This window comes from Azospirillum cavernae, from assembly GCF_003590795.1.
In the GTDB taxonomy this organism is placed as follows: domain Bacteria; phylum Pseudomonadota; class Alphaproteobacteria; order Azospirillales; family Azospirillaceae; genus Azospirillum; species Azospirillum cavernae.
The window spans coordinates 675,001-694,081 of sequence record NZ_QYUL01000002.1 but is presented as its reverse complement, the minus strand read 5'-3'; the positions used below and the strand labels follow the sequence as shown (position 1 = coordinate 694,081).

The following is a 19,081-nucleotide window of genomic DNA, read 5'->3' as shown; positions in this document are numbered from 1 at the left end:
GCGCAATTTTCCCCGCTCGCCCTGCGGCAGGATGGAGCGCGCGTCCCCACATGAGGCAGGATGTCGTTCCTCGCCGCCCTGGACCCGCCCGGATGACCGTTGACCCACCTTCCTCGCTCGCCCCGCCTCCCGACGCCGCCGGGCTGTCCGGGATCGCGCCGTCGTCGTTGGAGACGGCGGCGATTCTGGAGCCGGGGCGCACCTGCTGGCGGATCGAGCGGACGAACCGCCTGTCGGTGATCGTCGACGCCGAGGCGTATTTCCTCCACGCCAAGGCGGCGCTGCGCCGGGCGCGGCGCAGCGTGTATCTGTCGGCCTGGGATTTCGACGCGCGCATCCGGCTGACGCCGCAGAGCCGCCGCGCCCACCGCCCCGACCGGCTGGGCCATCTGCTGAACTGGTTGGCGACCAGCCGCCCGGATCTGCGCATCCATGTGTTGAAATGGGATTACGCCGAACTGTTCGATCTGGCGCGTTGGACCCATCCCTTTCTGTTGCGCAACTGGCTGACTCACCCGCGTCTGCAATACCGGCTGGACGGCGACCACCCGACCGGGGCCTGCCATCATCAAAAGCTGCTGGTGATCGACGATTCCCTGGCCTTTTGCGGCGGGCTGGATCTGACCGCCAACCGTTGGGACACCCGCGCCCACCGGGGGCAGGAGCGGTTGCGCCGCCAGCCCGACGGCGCGCCTTATGAGCCGTTCCACGACGTGATGATGGCGGTGGACGGCGACGCCGCCCGCGCCTTGGGCGATCTGTTCCGCGCGCGCTGGCTCCGCGCCACGGGGGAGGAACTGACGCCCCCCGCCGCGCCGTTGCCGCCGCCGCGCCGCTTCGCCTACCGGCGCTTTCTGCTGCGGCGGACGCCCGCCGACCCTTGGCCGCCCGGTCTGGCCCCGCTGGTGACGGGCGCCCGCGTCGGCCTCAGCCGCACCGACCCCGCCTGCAACGGACGGGCGGAGGTGCGGGAGGTCGAGGCGCTGTTCCTCGCCGCCATCGCCCAGGCCCGCCGGGTGATCTATCTGGAAAGCCAATATCTCGCCTCAACCGCCGTGGCCGACGCGCTGGCGGCGCGGCTGGGGGAGGACGACGGGCCGGAGGTGGTGGTGGTCAACCCGGCGCGCTCCACCAGTTGGCTGGAAAACACGGTGATGCTGGGCGCGCGGGCCACCATCGCCCAGGCGTTGCGCGCGGCGGACCGTCATGGCCGCTTCGCCCTCTATTGCCCGCGCGCCGACGACGGAACCGCCATCACCGTCCACGCCAAGGTGATGGTGGTCGATGACCGGCTGTTGCGCGTCGGTTCGGCCAATCTGAACAACCGCTCCATGGGCTTGGACACCGAATGCGATCTGGCGCTGGAGGCGCGGCCCGACGATCCGGCGGACGCCGCTCTGCGCCGGGCCATCGCCCACAGCCGCGACGATCTGGTCGCCGAGCATCTGGGCGTTACGCCGGATATTGTCGCCGGGGAGTTCCGCCGTCGCGGCTCGCTGATCGCCGCCATCGAGGCGCTGCGCCGTCCCGACGGGCGGCGGCTGGAGCCGCTGGTCGAACCGGAGTTGGACGGGCTGACCCTGGCGGTGGCCGAGGCGCGGGTGTTCGACCCCGAACGTCCGGTGGACGCGGTGGACATTCTGCGCCGGGTGTTGCCCTCGCGCATTCCCCGCCGTCACCGCTGGCTGATTTTGGGGCTGGGGTTTTTGACCTTGCTGCTGGCGCTGGCCCCCACCGCCGCCGAGGGGTGGGACGAGGACAGCGTCGCGACCATGGTCGGGCTGGCGCGGTTTCTGCGCGCCGTCACCATGGTTGAAGGCTGGTTGGGTCGTATGCTGGCCGAGTATGGTCTGGCGCTGGCCGCGCTGCTGCTGATTGTCGGGTGGCTGGCGCGCTGGGCGGCGCGGGCCGCCGCGACGAAGACGACGAAGGGAAGCGACCTGCCGTGATCCGATTCAGCCGTGAGCGTGTCGAGCGCATCGCCTCCGCCCTGCGCGCCGCTGGCGCGCGCCGTCCGGGCCGCCGTCCCGAAGGGCGCTTCAACCCGGTTCCCGATGGGCTGGTCGGCTTTTCGGTGGCGACCTGGAACATCCACAGTTGCGTCGGGTTGGACGCCCGTTTCGCCCCCGACCGCGTCGCCCAGGTGATCCGCGACCTCGACGTCGATCTGATCGGCTTGCAGGAAATCGGCTGGCACCATCGTGGCGAACCGGGGCTGGACCAGTTCGACTATCTGGAGCGCGCCACCGGCCTGACCGCATACGCCGCGCCGACCAAGCACAACGACCGCGCCCATTACGGCAACGCCCTGCTGACCCGGCTGCCGGTGCGCTCCTTCACCGGCGTCGATCTGTCCATCGGGCGGCGGGAGCCGCGCGGGGCCATCGACGCGGTGGTGGAGGCGCAGGGGCGTCCGGTGCGGGTGATCGTCGCCCATCTGGGCTTGGACCCGTGGGAGCGGGCCGAGCAAATCAGCGTCATTCTGTCGCGGGTGGCGGCGCAGCCGGACCTGCCGACCCTGTTCATGGGCGATCTGAACGAATGGACGCCGACCTCGCCCCGGCTGCGGACGCTGGGGGAGTTCTTCGCCGACGTCGCCGACCCGCGCAGCTTTCACGCCCGCCTGCCCACCCTGCGGCTGGATCGGATTTACGTGTCCGAAGGCTTGCAAATTCCCGCTTTTGAAAGCGTCCGCACCGCGCTGACCCGGCGGGCGTCGGACCATCTGCCGGTGCGCGCCACCCTGGCTTTGACCTGACCGATCCGTATGGTTTGGTCATTTAGACCTATGGTGATAGGGGCTGGCCCCTAGGTCTTGTGCAGGACAGCAAAATGGCGCCTCGCAATGTTCTTTGCACAACAGAGCCTTGCGCGCATCATAGGGGCTATTGACCTATACGAACACCGCACTGCAAGATACAGTTGGTCATACGATCAATACGCCACCCCATCAGCCGGACGCCCAGAGGGCCAAGGTCGCCGGGATTAGCACGACGCGAGGACGGGATTTGCTGTACCACCTGTACGACATGCAACACGCGGCCATGCGGCCGATGCGTTTCTGGGCCGAAGCCGCTCAACAGACCTTTCAGAATCCGCTGGTGCCGTTGTCCTACACCAAGCTGGGCCGCACGGTCGCCGCTGGCGCCGAGCTGATGGAGCGGACGACCCGGCGCTTCGCCAAGCCGAGCTTTGGTTTGAAGGAAACGACGGTCCAGGGCCAGACGGTGGCGATCACCGAACGGATCGTGACGGCGACGCCCTTCTGCAATCTGCTGAATTTCGCCAAGCCCGAAGGCACGCCCCGGCAGCCGCGCGTCTTGCTGGTCGCCCCGATGTCGGGCCACCACGCCACCCTGCTGCGCGGCACGGTCGAGGCGCTGATCCAGGATCACGACGTCTTCATCACCGACTGGATCGACGCCCGTCTGGTGCCGGGCGCCAAGGGCCGCTTCGATCTGGACGATTACATCGAGACCGTCGCCGGGCTGGTCCGCTTTCTGGGCGAACGCACCCACATCGTCGCCGTCTGCCAGCCCGCCGTTCCGGTGATGGCGGCGGTGTCGCTGATGGCGGCGGCGAACGAGCCGGTGCAGGCCCGCAGCATGACGCTGATGGGCGGCCCGATCGACCCGATGGCCAACCCGACGACTCCGGTCAAGCTGGCGGTCGAACGCCCGCTGAAATGGTTCGAGCGCAGCGTCATCACCACGGTGCCGGTCTATTATCCGGGCGCCTTCCGCCGCGTGTATCCCGGCTTCATCCAGCTGTCGGGCTTCATGTCGATGAATCTTGATCGCCACATTGGCGAGCACATCGGCCTGTTCCGCCATCTGGTGCGCGGCGACGGCGATTCCGCCGAACAGCATCGGCGTTTCTACGACGAATATCTGTCGGTGATGGATCTGCCGGCGGAATTTTACCTGCAAACCATCGAGACGGTGTTCCAGAAGCACGCCCTGCCGAACGGCACCTGGGTGTCGCGTGGGCGCAAGATCGACCCGGCGGCGATCACCAAGACGGCGGTCATGACGGTGGAAGGCGAGCTGGACGACATTTCCGCCCCCGGCCAGACCATCGCGGCGCAGCGTCTCTGCTCGTCCCTGCCGGACAGCATGCGCAAGACGCATTTCCAGAAGGGTGTCGGCCATTACGGCATCTTCAACGGCCGCCGCTGGCGCGAAAGCATCCTGCCGGAAATCCGCAGCTTCATCCAAAGCCACGACGGGGAGTGAGTGGGGCGGGGGCGTCGGCTTCGACGGCCCCCACCCTCCCGCTTCGCAGGTCCCTCCCTCCCCCGCCCTTGGCGGTGGAGGGGAAGAGAGCGGCAGTCCCCTCTCCCGCGTGAGCGGGGGAGGGTTAGGGAGGGGGCGAACGCAGCCCCCTCACGCCATGCTGTTGAAATCATCCAGCAGGGTGGCGATGCGTCCGGTGTCGCTCTGGTCCATGATGACGCGGGCGCGGCGGCTGGCTTCCATCAAATCCAGGCCCCGGATGCGCTTCTTCACCGCCGGAACCGACGGCGGCGACATCGACAACTCCCGCACGCCCAACCCCAGCAACAGGGCGGTGTAGCGCGGATCCCCGGCGATTTCGCCGCACACCGACACCGGAATGCGCGAGCGCAGCGCCGCTTCGATGGTGAATTGGATCAGGCGCAGCACCGCCGGGTGCAGCGGGTCGTACAGCGTCGCCACCTGTTCGTCGGCGCGGTCGATGGCCAACGTGTATTGCGTCAGATCGTTGGTGCCGATGGAAAAGAAATCGGCGGCGTAGGCCAGCGCGTCGGCGGCGAGCGCCGCGCCCGGCACCTCGATCATCACGCCGACCGGCGGCAGGGGATCGGCGATGGCCACCCCCCGGCGGCGCAGGCGGCGGGCGACCTGCCCCATGATGTCGCGCACCCGCTGCACCTCCGACACCGATGAGATCATCGGCAGCAGGATGCGCAACGGCCCGTGCGCGCCCGCCCGCAGCATCGCCGCAAGCTGGGTTTCCAACAGCTTCGGCTCGCGCAGGCTGAGGCGGATGGCGCGCAGGCCCAAGGCCGGGTTGGCGGGTTCGCCATAGCGCCCGGCCATCCAGCCCGCCAGCTTTTCCCCGCCGACGTCCATGGTGCGGGCGGTGACGGTGCGCCCGCCCATCCCCTCCACCATCGCGCGGAGCACGGTGTATTGCTCCTCCTCGTCGGGGAGTTGATCGCGGTTCATGAACAGGAATTCGGTGCGCAGCAGGCCGATGCCCTGCGCGCCGTTCTCCAGCGCGTGTTCCAGGTCGCGCGGCATTTCCAGATTGGCCATCAGCGTGATGGCCATGCCGTCGCGGGTCACGGCGGGCAGCTTGCGCAGGCTTTTCAACTGCTCGCGCTCGCGCTCGCGGGCGGCGCGGCGGTTGCGGTACTCGTCCAGCACCTCGGGCGCCGGGTCGATGACGACGCGGCCCTGAACGCCGTCGATGATGACGGTCACGCCGTTGCGCACCCCGGCCAGCAGCCCGGCGGCCCCCAGCACGGCGGGCAGCCCCAGCGAGCGGGCCAGAATCGCCGTGTGGCCCTCCGCCCCGCCCAGCACGGTGGCGAAGCCGCCGACCGCCTTGGGGTCGAGCAGGGCGGTGTCGGCGGGCGTCAGCTCTTCGGCCAGAATGATGCTGCCGGGCGGCAGGGTGGAGAAGGCGCGGTATTCGTGCTTGAGCAGATTGCGGGTCAGCCGCCGCCCAACCTCGCGGATGTCGCCGATGCGGGCGGCGAGATAGGCGTCGTCCATCTCGGCGAAGGTCTGGGCGATGCTGGCGATTTCCGCCTGGATCGCCGCCTCGGCGTTGATGTGGTCCTGCTTGATCCGACGCTCCACCCCACGGGTCAGGCGGGAGTTCGTCACCATCGACAGATGGGCGTCGAGCAGGAAGCCGATCTCCTCCGACGCCGAGTCGGGCAGGACCAGCGCCTTGCTTTTCAGCTTCTTGATCTGGCGCCGCGCCTTGGCGGCGGCCTCGTTGAAGCGCGCGACCTCGCCGTCCACCGCGTCGGGGGCCAGCGTGTATTCGGGGATGGTGACGGAACCGCTTTCCACCACATGGGCGGGACCGATGGCGACGCCGGGCGACACGCCCAGACCACGCAGGCAACGGTTGGGGCCGGTGGCGGCGTGGCCTCCCGATCCGTCGTGCTTGGAATCACTCTTCATCGAATTTGCGGTTGATCAGGTCCAGCAAAGCGGTCATCGCGTCGTCGGCCTGCGGGCCTTGCGCGCGCAGTTCCACGCAGGTGCCGGGACCGGCGGCCAGCATCATCAGCCCCATGATCGACTCGCCCGAGACCATCGATTCGCCCCGGCGCACCATGATTTCGGCGTCGAAGGTGGCGACCAGCTTGACGAATTTGGCCGAGGCGCGGGCGTGCAGGCCGCGCTGGTTGGTGATGGTGGCGGCGCGGCGAAGCTCGCCAGGGGCCAGGGCGTCGTCCGAATGGCTCATGCAGGGGTCAGTCCGACAGCAGGGAGGAGGCGACGTTGATGTATTTCTGCCCGGCGTCGCGGGCGGAGATCACCGACTTGTCCAGCGTTTCGGTCTTGCGCACGCTGGCGAGCTTGATGAGCATCGGCAGATTCATGCCGGCGATCACCTCGACCTTGGCCTTGTCCATGATGGAAATGGCGAGGTTGGACGGGGTGCCGCCGAACATGTCGGTCAGAACCACCACGCCGGACCCGTCATCCACCTCGGCGACCGAGTTCAGGATGTCCTGGCGCCGCTGCTCCATGTCGTCTTCGGGACCGATGCACACGGCGCGCACCTGATCCTGTTCGCCGACCACATGGAACAGGGCGGCGATGAACTCTTCGGCGAGCCGCCCATGAGTGACAAGAACCATACCGATCATGGGACATCCTTCAAGGTTGGATCCTCCCCAGGAAATTTTGTGTCGCTTGTGTGGATCGTTCGATCATCTGGATCGTTCGTTGGCTCTGGGTCGTCAAGGTGCAAATTGCATCACCCGGTTCCGTTGGGCCGGGCGTTCTGACGATTCAGGTCGCGGTGGCTGAGATTGACCCTGATGCCCAGTTCCGTCAGCCACGCCGCCAATTGTTCGGCGACGAACACCGAGCGGTGCTTTCCGCCGGTGCAGCCGACGGCGATGGTCAAATAGCTTTTGCCCTCCTGGGTGAAGCGGGGCAGGAGCGGGCGGAGCAGGCCGGTGAGATTGGCGAAAAAGGCCGGGAAATCGGCGTCGCCCGCCACCCGCGCCGCGACGGCGGGATCAAGCCCGGTCAAGGCGCGCAAGGCCGGGTCGTAATGGGGGTTGGTCAGGAACCGCACGTCGAACACCAGATCGGCTTCGCGCGGCAAACCCAGCCGGAACGAGAAGGACGTCACGAACACCTGAAGGGCCGCCTGCGCGTCGCGTTGAAAATGCCCCGACAGCATGCGCCGCAAATCGTGAATGGACAGTTGCGTTGTGTCGATGGTGACGTCGGCCTGCTCCTTCAGCGGAAACAGCAGGGTGCGTTCGCGCGCGATGCCGTCCGGCACCGTCCGGTCCTCCGCCAGCGGGTGACGACGGCGGGTTTCGGTGAAGCGGCGTTGCAGCACCTCGTCGCCGCAATCCAGAAAGACCATCCGGACGTCGAGATCGTCGCGGGCGCGCAGATCCTCCAACTCGTCCAGGAAGGCTTGCGCCGAAAAATCGCGGGTGCGGCTGTCGATCACCAGGGCCAGCGGGCGGCGGCGGGGGTCGGCCTGTCGCAGCAGGGCGGGAACCAGCGACAGGCGCAGATTGTCCACCGCCTCGTACCCCAGATCCTCCAGCGCCTTCAACGCCACCGACATGCCGGCCCCAGACAGGCCCGTCACCAGGACGACCCGACCGGGCGGTTCGGCGGCGGGGGCAGGGGGGGAGGGCGCCATGGTCATGGAAAAGCGGCCATGCTGGCGGGAACGCTCCCAAGAGCGCCGTCGCGCGCGGCGACGACGGCAAGACGCAGCTTGGCCGTGGCCGAGGCGTCGAAGGGGTGCAGGTTCAGATGGGGCAGGGCAACGCTCAGGATCGTCTCATGTTCCACATCGGGCAGACGCTCGATCCGGTCGCGTGGGACCAGATCGACGATCAGGCCGATTTCAGCCGAGGCGACGGACGGAACCGGCATGATTCCAACGCCCCGCACCTCCAGATATCCAGCCAACGACGGCGGTGGGGCGGCGATCAAGCGATCCCCCTCCACACGCACCGAAACTTGGTCGTCGGCGACCAGCCGTGCGCCTTCGTCGATCAGTCGCAAAGCCAGATCGGATTTCCCGCTTCCCGAATCCCCTCTCAGCAAAACGCCGATGGTGGAGATCAGAACGCAGGTGCCGTGCATCGTCACCATGATCCATCGAAGGTGAGACGTGCCGCGTCGTCTGTCAATGGACTCGAATGTGGGGAGGGGGGCGAAGGGCAGACCGCGCGATCCGATCCGGGATCGCCGGTCAACGCGTCCGGGGTCAGCGTCCGGGTCAGGTTCCGGTGGATTCGCGGGGGGCGCGGCGGATGGATTCCAACTCACGAACCAGCGCGTCGCGTCGGCGGATCATTTCGTCGAGATCCTCCAGTTCGGCGGCCTCCTGGCAGGCGTCGCGGAAATCCTTTTCACGCTTCAACCGGACCAGCAGGACTTTGTAGCTGTCGGCGATCCGCGCCAGATGCTTTTGCGCGCCGTTCAGCGCCTCGGCCAGTTGGGTCCGTTCCTGCGCGGAATCGCGCATCATGCGGGCCAGCTCACCTTGCTGACGACCGGCGTCGCTGATGAGCTTTGCGAGGCGATATCGGCGAATATCAATGACTTGAGCGGATCCGGACATGGAAACCTCACACAGTTGCCACGGTCAGGCGCGCGCAAGCGAAAGCGAGAAACGAGCGTGCACGAAGAATGACCGTCAACAGAATTGACCTATACTCGGGCTTTGTCCACAGCATAGCGCGAGGGCCTACAACTTTTCCGCAAAAATTCACAGCAACGGCAGCGTGACGCGAAAGTCAGCGCCGTCAATGCGACCATCGGCTACACGTCTATTCTGTGCGTGTATCGAACCATTGTGGGCACTGATTATCTGTTGTGATATGGAGAGACCAAGACCGGAGTGGGTGCCGAACTTCTCGCCTGCCGGGCGCTCGGTGTAGAAGCGCTCGAAGATCGCTTGCTCTTTGCCCTCCGGGATGCCGGGGCCATGGTCGGACACGACCACCTCGATCGCCCGCCCGACCCGTCGGGCGCGGACCCGCACTTCGCCGCCGGGGGGCGAAAAGGACAGGGCGTTGGCGATCAGGTTCTGGAACACTTGGGTCAGCCGTCCTTCCAGACCCGGCACGATCAGCCGTTCGTCTGGGGGGGCGTCGATGACCAGACGCGGCGGGGCGCGGTCGGCCGCGTCCTCCGGCGTCTTCTCCCCGTCCGTCTCCTCCACGCTGCGCTGAAGGTCGGCCAGCATCGCCAGCATCGCGCCGATGTCCACCGGCTCCAGCTCCGCCCGCGACAGTTCGGCGTCCAGGCGCGAGGCGTTGGAGATGTCGCTGATGAGCCGGTCGAGCCGCTGCACGTCGTCGGCGATGACCGCCAGCAGCCGGGCGCGACGGCCCGGATCCTCGATGCGGACCACGGTTTCCACCGCGCTGCGCAGGGAGGTCAGCGGATTCTTGATTTCGTGCGCCACGTCGGCGGCGAAGCGTTCGATGGCGTCCATCCGCGCCCACAGCGCGGCGGTCATGTCGCGCAGCACGCCCGACAGCTCGCCGATTTCGTCGCCCCGGTGGGTGAAGTCGGGAATCTCGGTGTGGCGGCCATGGCCGGTGCGCAGCCGGTCGGCGGCTTGCGCCAGTTTGCGGATGGGCTGGGCGATGGTTCCAGCCAGATAGACGGACAGCGCCACCGTCACCAGCAGGGCCACGGCGAACACCTTCAGAATGTCGAAGCGCACCGAACGGATGGCCCGGTCGATCTCGCCGCCGCCGCGCGTCAGCAGCACCGCCCCCAGGACCTCGCGGTAACGCTGGACCGGGACGGCGACGGTCAGCAGCAGTTCGGGATCGCCCGTCGCCGACTCCACGCGCCAGACGGTCGCCCCGGTTTCGCCGGTCAGGGCGCGCTCGACGTCGGAGGAGGGCTTGCCCCGTTCCTCGCGGTGGACCGGCAATCCCTCGCGGCTGGGAACCACGTCAATCAGACGATTGTACAAGCTGTTGATCGCCTGCGAGAGCGCGTCTCCGGCGGGCGGGGAGGGCAGCTCGCGGATTTCGATCCGCCCCTGCGATCCGGTCAGCACCCGGCTGTCGGACAGCATGCGCCCATCAATGTCGTACAGGCGGGTGCGGGTGGCGGTCGCCTCGGCCAGACGGCGGATCATCGGGCGGGCCAGTTCGGGTTCCAGCTCGAAGCGTTCGCGCCCGACATCCTCGCCGACGCTTTCGCCAGCCGGGGCGGGCGGCGTCAGGATGCGGTTCACAGCGCCTTCGCCCAGGGCGGAGGCGAAGATGCGGGCCTCCGTCGCCAGCGCCTCCATCTCCGCCTGGATCAGCCGGTCCTGGTAGCGGCCCAGATAGAGCAGGCCAACCACCAGCAGCGCCAGCGCCAGGACGTTGACCGCCAATATGCGCAGCGTCAGCGGCGAGATCCGCCGCCGCCGGTGGGGGCGGCCCTCGGTCGAAGCCGCCGAGGGGGAGGCGCTATTCCTTGTAACGATAGCCGACGCCATAGAGGGTCTCGATCTGCGAGAAATCGGCGTCAATCGCCTTGAACTTCTTGCGAAGCCGTTTGATGTGGCTGTCGATGGTGCGGTCATCGACATAGACATGCTCGCCATAGGCGGCGTCCATCAACTGGTCGCGGTTCTTCACATGGCCGGGCCGCTGGGCCAAGGCCTTGACCAGCAGGAATTCGGTCACGGTCAGGTCGATGGGCTGGTCGTTCCAGAAGCAGGCGTGCCGCGCCCCGTCGAGCAGCAGCGGCCCGCGCGTGATGATCTGGCCCGGATCGGCGACGGCGGCGCTGTCGCCGCGCAGCGCCTCGCGCCGCAGCAGGGCGCGGATGCGTTCGACCAGCAGGCGCTGCGAGAAGGGCTTCTTGATGTAGTCGTCGGCGCCCATGCGCAGGCCCATCAGCTCGTCCAGCTCGTCGTCCTTGCTGGTCAGGAAGATGACGGGGATCTGCGAGGTCTGGCGCAGGTTGCGCAGCAGCTCCATCCCGTCCATGCGGGGCATCTTGATGTCCAGCACAGCCAGATCGGGCAAACGCTGGGTCAGGCCGCGCAGGGCCTCGGCCCCGTCGGTGTAGGTCCGCACCTCGAACCCTTCGGCTTCGAGCGCGATGGAGACGGAGGTCAGGATGTTGCGGTCGTCATCCACCAAGGCGACGGTGTGGGCCATGGTCGTTGGTCAGTCTCTCTAGGGTGGCGGGCGCCGGAAAAAGGAAGGAGCCATTCCGGCAGATTATGACAGACAGGAGCCTCTTAAGGCAGTTTTCGCTTTTCCCAGGGTATTTTTCTGGTCCAATATGGCGGCAATGCGGCGCTGAACAACGGCGCCGCGCGGGAGAGCGCACTCGTTTTTTGGCATGAGTTTCACGCAAGCCCTTGGCGCGTCCTCCCCAGGCGGGACGGACGGCGCGTCGCCCATGGGGGCGGCCAAGCCACACGCCGATCCGGCGCGCCGCCTGATGCGCGCCTGCGACCGCGCGACTCTGGCCACAGCGCGGCGCGGCGCGGACGACGGCGACCCGTCCGCCGGATGGCCTTATCCGTCGCTGGTCCTTGTCGCCTTCGATCTGGACGGCAGCCCGTTGCTGCTGATGTCCACCCTTGCCGAACACACCCGCAATCTGGCCGCCGACCCTCGGATCGGCCTGCTGTTCGACGGCACGGTCGGGCTTGACCAACCCTTGACCGGCGCCCGCCTGTCGGTTCTGGGTCGCGTCGCCCGTTCCGACGAACCGCGCCATCGCGCGCGCTTCCTGCGCCGCCACCCCGACGCCGCCCTTTACGCCGACTTCGCCGATTTCGCGCTGTACCGCGTCGCCATTGACCGCGCCCATCTGGTCGCCGGGTTCGGGCGCATCCATTGGCTGACCGCCCACGAGTTGGGTTTGCCGGAGCATCCTGCCGCGCTGGCCGCCGCGCTGGCGCAGGACGAAGCCGGGCTTCTCGACGAGGTCAACGGCGCGCTGGCCGCCGCGTCCGAAGGGGCGAGCGCGGGCGGCCCCTGGACCGTGACCGGAATCGATCCTGACGGCTGCGACCTGCGTCGCGGCGGGGCGGTGGCGCGGATTGATTTCAATCAGAGCGTAAATGATTCCGAATCGGTTAGACTGGCTTTGGCTGGTCTTCCGCTATGGGTCCGCCAAGGCGGCTCCCAATCCGATGGCCCAGCATCCGATGGCCCCGTCGTTTCGGTTGATCCGGGACGATCCGGCGCCGGGCCTTCCGACGCAACGATCGTCTGAAGGCGCGCCGCGCCCAACAACAAGAAAGCACAGCCGGAAACCAGTTCGACACCAGCAGACGCCGCACCAAAAAAAACAACGCGGCGCATGACCAGCGCAACCAGGAGATCACTTCAGTGGACCATAACGGATCGACCCGTTTTCCGTCCGGGCCTTTCGCCCTCGGACCGCCCTTTGCACCGTTTTGTCTCGGCTCCGGCCCAGCGGGAATCGCGGGGGGCTTCGGCTTCCTCCGGTTCGCCGCCGCGCCGGGCCGCTGAACCGGCGGCTGACGCCGCTTTTTCACACAGGACACAACGATCAAAGCCGGATCGGCCGCCGCCGCACCGTCACGCGCAATCAGCGCGTGGCGCGACCCGTCGCCGCACGCAACAGGCGGGTTGACGGATGGCGGGCATGGACCGAGACCGGCGCGCAACGGATGAGAACGACGATGACTGGAAACACGCGGACGCGGAACAAGAAGCTCCTGGCTTGGGTCGAGGAAATCGCCCTGAAATGCAAGCCGGAGCGGGTTCACTGGTGCGACGGGTCGCAGGAGGAATATGACCGCCTGTGCAATGAAATGGTCGAGGCCGGGACCTTCATTCGCCTGAATGAGGCCAAGCGCCAGAACTCCTTCCTCTGCCGCTCCGATCCGGGCGACGTCGCGCGCGTCGAAGACAGCACCTACATCTGCTCCAAGACCAAGGAGGAAGCCGGTCCGACCAACAATTGGATGGACCCGGCCGCGATGAAGGCCAAGCTGGACGGCATGTTTGACGGCTGCATGCGCGGTCGCACCCTGTATGTGGTGCCGTTCAGCATGGGTCCGCTGGGGTCCGACATCGCTCACATCGGCGTGCAGCTCTCCGACAGCCCCTATGTCGCCGTCAACATGCGCATCATGACCCGCATGGGCCAGAAGGTGCTGGACGTGCTGGGCGACAGCGATTTCGTGCCCTGCCTGCATTCGGTCGGCGCGCCGCTGGAACCCGGTCAGGCCGATGTGGCGTGGCCGTGCAACGCCGATCACAAATACATCGTCCATTTCCCCGAAGAGCATTCCATCGTCTCCTATGGTTCGGGCTATGGCGGGAACGCGCTGCTTGGCAAGAAGTGCTTCGCCCTGCGCATCGCCTCGTCGATGGGCCGTGAGCAGGGTTGGCTGGCCGAGCATATGCTGATCCTGGGCGTTGAAAGCCCGACCGGCGAGAAGACCTATGTCGGCGCCGCCTTCCCGTCGGCCTGCGGCAAGACCAACTTCGCCATGCTGGTTCCGCCCAAGGAGTTCGAGGGCTGGAAGGTCCGCACCATCGGCGACGACATCGCCTGGATCAAGCCGCAGCCCGACGGCACGCTGCGCGCCATCAACCCGGAGGCTGGCTTCTTCGGCGTCGCGCCGGGCACCAGCGTGAAGTCGAACCCGAACGCCCTGAAGACACTCGACCACAACGTCATCTTCACCAACGTCGCGTTGACCGACGACGGCGACATCTGGTGGGAAGGGCTGACCGACACCCCGCCCGATCATTTGATCGACTGGCAGGGCAAGGATTGGACGCCGGGCTGTGGCCGCGTGGCCGCGCACGCCAACTCGCGCTTCACCGCCCCGGCGGCGCAATGCCCGTCGATCGATCCGGCGTGGGAGGATCCCGCCGGCGTTCCGATCAGCGCCTTCATCTTCGGTGGCCGCCTGTCGAAGACCTTCCCGCTGGTGTTCGAGTCGTACAACTGGCGCGAAGGCGTCTATTGGGCGGCGACCATGGGGTCGGAAGCCACCGCCGCCGCCGTCGGCCAGGCCGCCATCCGCCGCGACCCGTTCGCCATGCTGCCCTTCTGCGGCTACAACATGGCCGATTACTGGAACCATTGGCTGTCGATGGAAGGCAAGGTTGAAAGCCTGCCGCGCATCTACCGCGTCAACTGGTTCCGCAAGGACGAGAACGGCAAGTTCGTGTGGCCGGGCTTCGGCGACAACATGCGCGTCCTGAAATGGATCGTTGATCGCGCGCGCGGTCGGGCCACGGACGTCGCCGAGTCGCCGTTCGGCTATTCGCCGCGCTACGCCGATCTGAACTGGAGCGGCCTGGATTTCGCGGAAGACAAGTTCCGCAAGATCATGGACATCGACCGCAAGGAAGCCGAGGCGGAAGCCAAGGACCAGGAAGAGCTGTTCAACCGCTTCGGCGACCGTCTGCCGAACGAGATTGAACAGCAGCGCGTCGCCGTGCTGAAGCGTCTGGAAAGCAGCCCGGACGTCTGGCGCATCGGCTGATCCGCCGGTTCAAGCGGTAAGGGTTGAGAAGGGGGCTGCCGTGAGGCGGCCCCTTTTTCGTTGTGGCGCGGCGTCGGCTTGCGATGCCCCCTCCCTAACCCTCCCCCTCTTCGAGGTGGAGGGAATCGGCGCGGCCTTTGTGACAGGCCCCCTCTCCCGCGTCAGCGGGGGAGGGTCGGGGTGGGGGCATCGCAAGCCGACACCACGCCACCCCCCGATCCCCGCGCATCCCTGCCATCCTCCCGCCGCGCACCTCAATGACGCTCAATTATATTGCACACAATTAAATATGACGCTATCAATAGCCCCAGCACGAACCACCCCACACTCCCACACATAAGGATCACCCCAATGACCGCTCTCTACACCGCCCACGCCCGCACCGCCGGTGGCCGCGATGGCCATGTCCAGACCGACGACGGTCTGCTCAGCCTCAAGCTCGCCATGCCCAAGAGCCTGGGCGGCAAGGGCGACGCCACCAACCCGGAACAGCTTTTCGCCTCGGGCTACGCCGCTTGCTTTGAAAGCGCGGTGCGTCACGTCGCCCGCACGCAAAAGCTGCCCGTGACCGACGCCTCGGTCGCCTCCAGCGTCAGCCTGTTCCAGAACGCCGAGGGCGGCTTCTATCTGGGCGTGGCGCTGGCCGTCACCGTGTCAGGGCTGGACCAGGCGGCGGCGGAAGAATTGGTTGCCACCGCGCACCGCGTCTGCCCCTATTCCAACGCCGTGCGCGGCAACATCGACGTGGCTCTCACCGTACAGGCGGCATGATCGACGAGCAGGACCAAATGCAGGACCGGGGGGCGGCGGCGCCGCTCCCCACCGTGACCGACGCGGATGACGCGGCTGGCGGCGAGCTGTTGCGGCTCGACCGCCAGCTTTGCTTTGCCCTTTATTCCGCCAGCAACCGAATCACCCGGCTGTACCGGCCCTTGCTGGACAAGCTTGGCCTGACCTACCCGCAATATCTGGCGATGCTGGTGCTGTGGGAGCGCGCTCCCCGCACGGTCGGCGAATTGGGGGATGCCTTGGATCTCGATTCCGGCACCCTGACGCCGCTGCTGAAGCGGATGGAGGCGAATGGTCTGGTCCAGCGCCGCCGCGACCCGGCGGACGAACGCCGTGTGATCGTGGCCTTGACCGAGGCGGGAACGGCTCTGCGCCAATCGGCCCTGTCGATTCCGCGCACGCTGGCCTGTCACTTCGCCGTGCCGCTGGACGAGGTTGGACCGTTGCGCGACCGGATCAAAGCGCTGCTGCCCCCCGACAAACCCTGATTGGCCAGTCCTGTCGTGACAGGAGGTTCCGGCGCGTTTAGGATCAAACGGGCCTTCTGCGAAAGCGGTAGGCCGTTTGGGGGATTTTCGGGCCGAGCATGGAGTCTCCCGCCACAAGGCCGCCATAAGATTGGCGCAGGTTGACGCTGGGCGTCGGCAGGCGATGGCGCCGGATTTCAGGAGGAAAGAGACCCCATGTTTGTGATGATCGGTTTCGGCGTCGTGATCTTCTGCGTGTTCGGCGGCTATGTCATGGGCGGCGGCCACATGGGCGTGCTGTGGATGCCGTTCGAGTTCATGATTATTCTGGGAGCGGCGGCGGGCGCCTTTTTCATCGCAAACCCAAAATCCGTCATATCGCACACCGGAAAAGAAATCGGCCATCTCTTCAAAGGGCCAAAATATAAGAAAGAGGATTATCTCGAAGCCCTGACGATGATGTATCAGGTCTTCAAGATCGCCAAGACCAAGGGGTTGTTGGCGCTGGAACAGCACATTGAAAAACCGGAAGATTCCCCACTCTTTCAGCAATTCCCAAAATTCTACAGCGACCATCACGCCATCGCGTTTCTGTGCACCTATTTGCGGCTGATGTCGTTGGGGGCTGACAATCCGCATGAACTCGTCGATCTGATGGACGAGGACATCGAAACCATGCACCACGAACATCAACGCGTGTCCGACGCCATCCAGGCCGTGGCCGACGCGGTGCCGGCGCTGGGCATCGTCGCGGCGGTGCTGGGCGTGATTCACACCATGGGATCGATTTCCGAACCACCGGAAGTGCTGGGGAAGCTGATCGGCGGCGCGCTGGTCGGCACCTTCACCGGCATTCTCGTGGCCTATGGCTTTTTCGCCCCGATGGCCAGCGGCCTGAAGAGCATCTACCACGCCGAAGGCAAATATTATCAGGCGATGAAAACCGGGATGATCGCCCATCTCTCCGGCTACGCTCCGGCGATTTCCGTGGAATACGCCCGAAACGTGCTGGAACCCGAATACCGACCAACCTTCGCCCAGGTGGAAGAGGCGACCGGCGCCTTGCCGCCCGCCTGATTGAACGATCCAGCGTCATGGCGGAGATCTCCATCGCCTGGAACGAGGGGACGGTCGGCGAGTGGGATTCCCTGTTCGCCCGCGCCTCCTATTCGACCCTGCTGCAAAGCTTCGCCTATGGCCGGGCCATGGGGCGGACTTACGGCTATTTGCCCCTCTTGGGGGTGATCCGCCGCGACGGCGTTCCCATCGGGCTGGCGCAGATCCTCGAACGGCGCCTGTTGAAGATCTTCCACGACCGGCAGTTCCATCGTGGCCCCCTCTGGCTCGACGGGATCGAGCCGGATTCGGAAACGCTGGAAGCCACTTTCCGCCTGTTGCGCAAGGCTTGCCCGCGCTCTCTGCTCAGCCGCGCCAGCGTCTTGCCTGAGCTTTCCGTCTCGCCGGAGAACGAAGACCTGCTGAAGCGCTGCGGCTTTCATCGCCATGGTCCGGGCTATCAGACGGTGTGGCTCGATCTTGGGATGAGCGAGGAGGCGTTGCGCGCCGGTCTGGCGCGGGATTGGCGACAGCGTCTGCGGGGGGCCGAGAAAAGCGCCCTGGTGATCGACGCGGATTGGCAGGCCGACAACCTCCCGTGGCTGATGAAGCAGGAGCATGACCAAGCGCTGGGCAAGGGATTCCGTCCGATGACCGGCGCCTTGGCGGTGCGGCTGCGCAACGCTCTGGTGAAAGCGGGAGGGGCCGAGTCCGGCGCGTTGATGGTGACGGCGATGGACAAGCGGTCGCCGGTGGCCAGCGGTTTGTTCTTCCGCCATGGGGCGGCGGCCACCAGCCAGATCAGTTGGGCGAACGAGGCTGGCCGCAAGAGCGGCGCGATGCGTTTTGTGCTGTGGCGGGCCATTCTGGCGCTGAAGGAACGCGGCGTCCGCCGTTTGGATCTGGGTGGCGTCAACCCGGACAGCGCGCCGGGCGTGACCGAGTTCAAGCTCGGAACCGGCGGCCAAGCGGTGGAAACCGTCGGTCAATACCGCTGAACGCGTGGTGATTGCGGCGGCGCGCCGCTTGGCGCAGGATGGGGCCTGAGCATCCGTTCAGGAAGAATCAGGGCGTGCGCCATGTCGGACAATGAAGCGATGAAAGAGGGCGAGGCCGAACTCGCCATCGAACGCGCGATGAACCAAAAACCAAAGGCCATGCTGATGCGCGAAAAGCTGCAACGCATGCTGGACGACGAGGCCAACTGCAAACAATTCGTCGGCGCGCTGCGCCGGATGATGCACCAGGATTGATCGGGGCCGCTGCGCCGACAGCCGCTCCCCATCAGCAGCTTGTCGTCTTGCAGCTCTTGTCGCTGGACAGCCCGGAATGCGGACCGCCAGGGCTGCGCGCCAGTTGTAGGCCGCCCCGCGTCTCCTCATAAGCCTTGTCGAGCGACCGCACCGTTTGCACAAACTCTTGCAGTTCGCGGCCATCCAGCTTTTCCCCGGTCGGCAGATCGACCGAGCGCGGGTTGACCTGATGGCCGCCCTTCAACACCTCGTAATGAAGATGGGCGCCGGTGACGCGTCCGGTCGCCCCGACATAACCGATGATGTCGCCTTGATCGACCCGCGCGCCGCGCCTTGTGTCGCTGGCGAAACGGCTGAGATGGGCGTAGGCGGTGGATGTGTCGGTGTTGTGGCGGATGCGGATGTAATTGCCATAAGCGCCGTGCGGTCCGGCCTCCTCAATCACCCCGCGACCGGCGGCGTAGATCGGCGTTCCTTTCGGCGCGCCGAAATCGACGCCCTGGTGCATCTTGCTGAAGCCTAAGATCGGGTGCTGGCGCATGCCAAAGCCTGAGGTGATCCGGGCGCCGTCGATGGGGGTGCGCAGCAGGGCGCGGCGGATGCTCTCGCCGTCGCGGTTGTAATAGTCGATCCGGCCATCGCGGGTCTTGTGCCGGTAGATCGGCATCTCCTCGTCGCTCAACACCAGGGACGCGTAGAGCACGTCGCCGTCACCGACCGTGTTGCCGTCCACCGTGACCAGCTTTTCATACAGAATCTCAAAACGGTCGCCGGGTTGCAGGTCGCGCTGGAAAT

19 protein-coding genes (1 of these 19 cut by a window edge) are annotated in these 19,081 nt (G+C 66.4%); 10 read left to right on the top strand and 9 right to left on the bottom strand.

Features of this window, described 5'->3' with window-relative positions; translation table 11 throughout:
* Positions 1–92: 92 nt before the first annotated feature.
* The 3 genes from D3877_RS14490 to D3877_RS14480 all read left to right on the top strand — a co-directional run bounded on the left by D3877_RS14490 (position 93) and on the right by D3877_RS14480 (position 4,235).
* On the top strand, positions 93–1,949 hold the full coding sequence (locus D3877_RS14490) for a phospholipase D-like domain-containing protein (protein ID WP_119831466.1): 1,857 nt from the start codon (positions 93–95) through the stop codon (positions 1,947–1,949).
* Positions 1,946–2,758 (top strand): endonuclease/exonuclease/phosphatase family protein, encoded by an 813-nt coding sequence (locus D3877_RS14485; RefSeq protein WP_119832455.1) that lies wholly within the window; start codon positions 1,946–1,948, stop codon positions 2,756–2,758. Before D3877_RS14490 ends, D3877_RS14485 begins: the two co-directional genes overlap by 4 nt.
* Before the next feature lie 250 nt (positions 2,759–3,008).
* Positions 3,009–4,235: a polyhydroxyalkanoate depolymerase gene (locus D3877_RS14480; RefSeq protein ID WP_119831465.1), complete on the top strand. Its 1,227-nt coding sequence runs from the start codon at positions 3,009–3,011 to the stop codon at positions 4,233–4,235.
* 150 nt (positions 4,236–4,385) lie between these two features.
* On the opposite strand, the gene ptsP is transcribed toward D3877_RS14480, so the two are convergent.
* The 8 genes from ptsP to D3877_RS14440 all read right to left on the bottom strand — a co-directional run bounded on the left by ptsP (position 4,386) and on the right by D3877_RS14440 (position 11,392).
* A complete protein-coding gene (gene ptsP, locus D3877_RS14475) occupies positions 4,386–6,182 on the bottom strand; it encodes a phosphoenolpyruvate--protein phosphotransferase (RefSeq protein WP_119831464.1) in 1,797 nt (598 codons plus the stop codon).
* Positions 6,172–6,471 (bottom strand): HPr family phosphocarrier protein, encoded by a 300-nt coding sequence (locus D3877_RS14470; protein ID WP_119831463.1) that lies wholly within the window; start codon positions 6,469–6,471, stop codon positions 6,172–6,174. Before D3877_RS14470 ends, ptsP begins: the two co-directional genes overlap by 11 nt.
* A gap of 7 nt (positions 6,472–6,478) precedes the next feature.
* On the bottom strand, positions 6,479–6,877 hold the full coding sequence (locus D3877_RS14465; RefSeq protein WP_119831462.1) for a PTS sugar transporter subunit IIA: 399 nt from the start codon (positions 6,875–6,877) through the stop codon (positions 6,479–6,481).
* 110 nt (positions 6,878–6,987) lie between these two features.
* The gene (rapZ, locus tag D3877_RS14460; RefSeq protein ID WP_119831461.1) at positions 6,988–7,908 is read right to left on the bottom strand and encodes an RNase adapter RapZ; all 921 of its coding nucleotides are present in this window, start codon (positions 7,906–7,908) and stop codon (positions 6,988–6,990) included.
* Positions 7,905–8,363: an HPr kinase/phosphorylase gene (locus D3877_RS14455; protein WP_119831460.1), complete on the bottom strand. Its 459-nt coding sequence runs from the start codon at positions 8,361–8,363 to the stop codon at positions 7,905–7,907. Before D3877_RS14455 ends, rapZ begins: the two co-directional genes overlap by 4 nt.
* 127 nt (positions 8,364–8,490) lie before the next feature.
* Positions 8,491–8,742, bottom strand: coding sequence for a hypothetical protein (locus D3877_RS14450; protein ID WP_238474889.1), 252 nt, complete (start codon positions 8,740–8,742; stop codon positions 8,491–8,493).
* Positions 8,743–8,982: 240 nt separating this feature from the next.
* Positions 8,983–10,722, bottom strand: a complete 1,740-nt coding sequence (locus tag D3877_RS14445; protein ID WP_119831459.1) for a stimulus-sensing domain-containing protein — start codon at positions 10,720–10,722, stop codon at positions 8,983–8,985.
* The gene (locus tag D3877_RS14440) at positions 10,694–11,392 is read right to left on the bottom strand and encodes a response regulator transcription factor (protein WP_119831458.1); all 699 of its coding nucleotides are present in this window, start codon (positions 11,390–11,392) and stop codon (positions 10,694–10,696) included. Before D3877_RS14440 ends, D3877_RS14445 begins: the two co-directional genes overlap by 29 nt.
* Before the next feature lie 187 nt (positions 11,393–11,579).
* On the opposite strand from D3877_RS14440, the gene D3877_RS14435 reads away from it, so the two are divergent.
* The 7 genes from D3877_RS14435 to D3877_RS29875 all read left to right on the top strand — a co-directional run bounded on the left by D3877_RS14435 (position 11,580) and on the right by D3877_RS29875 (position 18,286).
* Complete coding sequence (locus tag D3877_RS14435; RefSeq protein WP_119831457.1) at positions 11,580–12,464, top strand: HugZ family pyridoxamine 5'-phosphate oxidase; 885 nt, start codon at positions 11,580–11,582, stop codon at positions 12,462–12,464.
* 433 nt (positions 12,465–12,897) lie between these two features.
* On the top strand, positions 12,898–14,721 hold the full coding sequence (locus tag D3877_RS14430; RefSeq protein ID WP_119831456.1) for a phosphoenolpyruvate carboxykinase (GTP): 1,824 nt from the start codon (positions 12,898–12,900) through the stop codon (positions 14,719–14,721).
* A gap of 351 nt (positions 14,722–15,072) precedes the next feature.
* Positions 15,073–15,492 (top strand): organic hydroperoxide resistance protein, encoded by a 420-nt coding sequence (locus tag D3877_RS14425; RefSeq protein ID WP_119831455.1) that lies wholly within the window; start codon positions 15,073–15,075, stop codon positions 15,490–15,492.
* On the top strand, positions 15,489–15,998 hold the full coding sequence (locus D3877_RS14420; protein ID WP_274379633.1) for a MarR family winged helix-turn-helix transcriptional regulator: 510 nt from the start codon (positions 15,489–15,491) through the stop codon (positions 15,996–15,998). The genes D3877_RS14425 and D3877_RS14420 overlap by 4 nt, the downstream gene beginning before the upstream one ends.
* A gap of 195 nt (positions 15,999–16,193) precedes the next feature.
* Complete coding sequence (motA, locus tag D3877_RS14415) at positions 16,194–17,054, top strand: flagellar motor stator protein MotA (RefSeq protein ID WP_119831454.1); 861 nt, start codon at positions 16,194–16,196, stop codon at positions 17,052–17,054.
* Positions 17,055–17,071: 17 nt separating this feature from the next.
* Positions 17,072–18,031 carry a lipid II:glycine glycyltransferase FemX gene (locus D3877_RS14410; protein ID WP_119831453.1) on the top strand — a complete coding sequence of 320 codons (960 nt, stop codon included), beginning with the start codon at positions 17,072–17,074 and terminating at the stop codon, positions 18,029–18,031.
* A gap of 81 nt (positions 18,032–18,112) precedes the next feature.
* The gene (locus tag D3877_RS29875; RefSeq protein WP_158599922.1) at positions 18,113–18,286 is read left to right on the top strand and encodes a hypothetical protein; all 174 of its coding nucleotides are present in this window, start codon (positions 18,113–18,115) and stop codon (positions 18,284–18,286) included.
* Positions 18,287–18,317: 31 nt separating this feature from the next.
* Here D3877_RS29875 and D3877_RS14405 read toward each other — a convergent pair whose 3' ends face one another.
* Positions 18,318–19,081, bottom strand: partial view of a M23 family metallopeptidase gene (locus D3877_RS14405; RefSeq protein WP_119832453.1) — the 3' portion only. The gene runs 586 nt beyond the window's last position; 764 of the gene's 1,350 nt are visible here — the last part of the coding sequence; its start codon lies beyond the right edge, outside the window; it ends in the stop codon at positions 18,318–18,320.